Consider the following 2,616-nt stretch of genomic DNA (forward strand, 5'->3'; position numbering starts at 1 on the left):
CGTTCACGCACTACTGGGCCATGCTCGCGTTCTCGACCCAGCACTTCGGTCGGCGCGTGATGCACCCGCAGTTCGACAAGACCGCGACCGACCCGCTCACCCGGTTCCTCGCCGCGCGGTTCGCGCGGTCGTTCTGGCGGCTGCCCCGCACCATCCGTGCGCTCAGGCGCTCCGAGCACGTGGTGCGCGCGCACTTCGCTGAGCACCGGCTCGACGCTGCCCTCTCCCCCACGGTCGCGCACACGACGCCGCGCCTCGGTCACCTGTCGCCGAACCAGCCGTTCCCGGAGATGTTCGACCGACTCGTCCGCTACGCCGCGTTCACGCCGTTGAACAACGCCACCGGGACGCCCGCCGTGTCGCTGCCGCTCGGCCGCACCGGCGACGGACTGCCGATCGGCGTGCAGCTGCAGGCCCTGCACGGCCAGGAGCGTCTGCTGCTGGAGCTGTCGTACGAGCTGGAGGCCGCGCGGCCGTTCCCGCGCATCCAGGACGGCGTCGCACCGCTTTCGTAGCCGAGCGGTGAGGCGGCACGGCGCGCCGGGGCGCGGGTCAGCGCCAGTGACGCCAGCCCGGCTCGCCCTCCCACGTCGCGCCGTCGACCAGCACTGTCGGCCTGGCGCCCTCGGGCACGTCGCGCACCTCGCCGACGACCGTCCAGCCGTCGGGCAGCACCGTGGGCGCGCTGAACGTCGCGGCAAGCGCGTAGTCCTCGCCACCGGTCAGGACGAGCGAGAGCGGGTCGAGGCCGAGCGCCTCACCGACGGTCAGGAGCGGGGCGTCGATCGTCAGCGCCGACGTGCGGAGGTCGACGACGACGCCGCTGGCGCGTGCCACGTGGCCGAGGTCGGCCAGCAGGCCGTCGCTCACGTCGATCATGGCCGTCGCGCCCGCGTCGGCCGCTGCTCGGCCGGCCCAGTACGGGGGCGTCGGCACGCGGTGCGCGTCGACCACCGCCTTCGGGGAGCGGAAGCCGCGGCCCAAGGTCGCGAGACCGGCCGCGGACCAGCCGAGGCGTCCGGCCACCGCCACCACGTCGCCGGGCAGCGCGCCGGAGCGTCGGACCGGACGCGGCGCGTCGCCCATGACCGTCACGGCCACGACGACCACGTCGCTGGCCGTCATGTCGCCGCCGACGACGTGCGCGCCGACCACGGCCGCCTCCTGCTCGAAGCCCTTCGCGAGCTCCACGACCCATGCCGACGGCGTGTCGGCGGGGACGCCGAGCCCCACGGTGAGCGCGGTGGCCACGCCGCCCATCGCGTTCACGTCGGACAGGTTCGCCGCGGCGGCCTTCCGCCCGATCTCCAGGGCCGTCGACCAGTCGCGTCGGAAGTGCCGACCCTCCACGAGCAGGTCGGTGGAGACGACGAACGTGCCGTCGGCGGTGCGGACGTGGGCGGCGTCGTCGCCGGGCCCGATGAGCACCCGGTCGGACGTGCCACCGGCCTCCGTGACCCGGTCGATCAGGCCGAACTCGCCGACGTCGGACACCGTCCCGGGCCCCGGGCCCTGCTGCTGCGCTGGCACCCGTCCATTGTGGACCAGCCGGACGCCGGGACACCGGCGTGGTCGGCTATGGTGTCGAGGTTCCCGAGCAGGAGGTCCTCATGACGGTCCACGCCTACATCCTCGTCCAGACCGAGGTCGGCAAGGCCGCCCAGGTCGCGCAGGAGATCGCCGCGATCCCCGGCGTCACCGTGTCCGAGGACGTCACCGGCCCGTACGACGTGATCGTCCGTGCGGAAGGTCCGTCGATGGACCAGCTCGGCACGCTCGTCGTCCAGAGCGTGCAGAAGGTCGCCGGCATCACCCGCACGCTGACGTGCCCCGTCGTCAAGATCTGACCCGTCGCGCCGGCCTGCTGGCCGCCGCCCTCGTCGTGGTCCCGCTGAGCGCCTGCGGGAGCGGTGTGCTCGTCGACGCCTACCCGACCGAGCCAGGCACCGACGTCGACTGCCAGGCACTCCTCGCCGACCTCCCCACGTCGGTCGGCGGCCTCGACAGGCGTGGCCTGGACCAGGACGTGCCCGCCGCCGCCTGGGGCGACCCGCCCGTCGTCCTGCGCTGCGGCGTCGCCACGCCCGACGCCTTCGAGCCGACGTCGCAGTGCGCCACCTTCGACGACGTCGACTGGTTCGGCGAGCAGACCGCCGACGGCTTCCGCTTCACGACCGTCTACCGTCGCGTCAACGTCGAGGTCGACGTCCCCGCCGTGCACGACCCCGCCTCCGACGTCCTCATCGACCTCGCCGCCAGCATCGAGAAGCACGTCCCCGCCGAGCGGCGCTGCCAGGGCTGACGTCGCGGCGGCTCGGCTTCCGCTCGAGGTGGGGCTGCGTCGGTGCGGCTTCGACTCGACCTGCGTACCGAAAGGGCCTCGACCGGGTGGCTGGGTGGCGCGGCGGCTCTGTTCTCGGGCTGTGGCTCGCAATGGGCGCAAGATTCTCGTTTGCGCGGGCCATCGGTGGATCTGCCACCTTCTCAGCGCTCTACAGGTGGCAGATCCACCGCCCACGGGGTCAGAGGTGGCAGTGCTTCTCCCTTCCCGTGGACCGTGCCACGAGAAGGGAGAAGCGCTGCCCACCCCACCCCCAAGGGCAACCAAGATTCTCC

Annotated in this window: 4 protein-coding genes; 3 read left to right on the top strand and 1 reads right to left on the bottom strand. The window is 73.1% G+C overall.

The genetic code is table 11. The features are described from left to right. Positions 1-515 (top strand): amidase family protein (locus A6Q79_RS17825; protein ID WP_317698892.1); only part of this gene is annotated, 515 nt, incomplete at its 5' end. Positions 516-552: 37 nt separating this feature from the next. On the opposite strand, the gene A6Q79_RS17830 is transcribed toward A6Q79_RS17825, so the two are convergent. Continuing rightward, complete coding sequence (locus tag A6Q79_RS17830) at positions 553-1,530, bottom strand: thiamine-phosphate kinase (RefSeq protein ID WP_286689450.1); 978 nt, start codon at positions 1,528-1,530, stop codon at positions 553-555. 80 nt (positions 1,531-1,610) lie between these two features. On the opposite strand from A6Q79_RS17830, the gene A6Q79_RS17835 reads away from it, so the two are divergent. Continuing rightward, on the top strand, positions 1,611-1,847 hold the full coding sequence (locus A6Q79_RS17835) for an Lrp/AsnC family transcriptional regulator (RefSeq protein ID WP_067861677.1): 237 nt from the start codon (positions 1,611-1,613) through the stop codon (positions 1,845-1,847). Then, the gene (locus A6Q79_RS17840) at positions 1,826-2,302 is read left to right on the top strand and encodes a DUF3515 domain-containing protein (protein ID WP_286689451.1); all 477 of its coding nucleotides are present in this window, start codon (positions 1,826-1,828) and stop codon (positions 2,300-2,302) included. Before A6Q79_RS17835 ends, A6Q79_RS17840 begins: the two co-directional genes overlap by 22 nt. Positions 2,303-2,616: the final 314 nt, after the last annotated feature.

The organism is Aeromicrobium sp. REDSEA-S32_B7 (genome assembly GCF_001626145.1).
GTDB classification, from domain to species: Bacteria; Actinomycetota; Actinomycetes; order Propionibacteriales; family Nocardioidaceae; genus Aeromicrobium; species Aeromicrobium erythreum.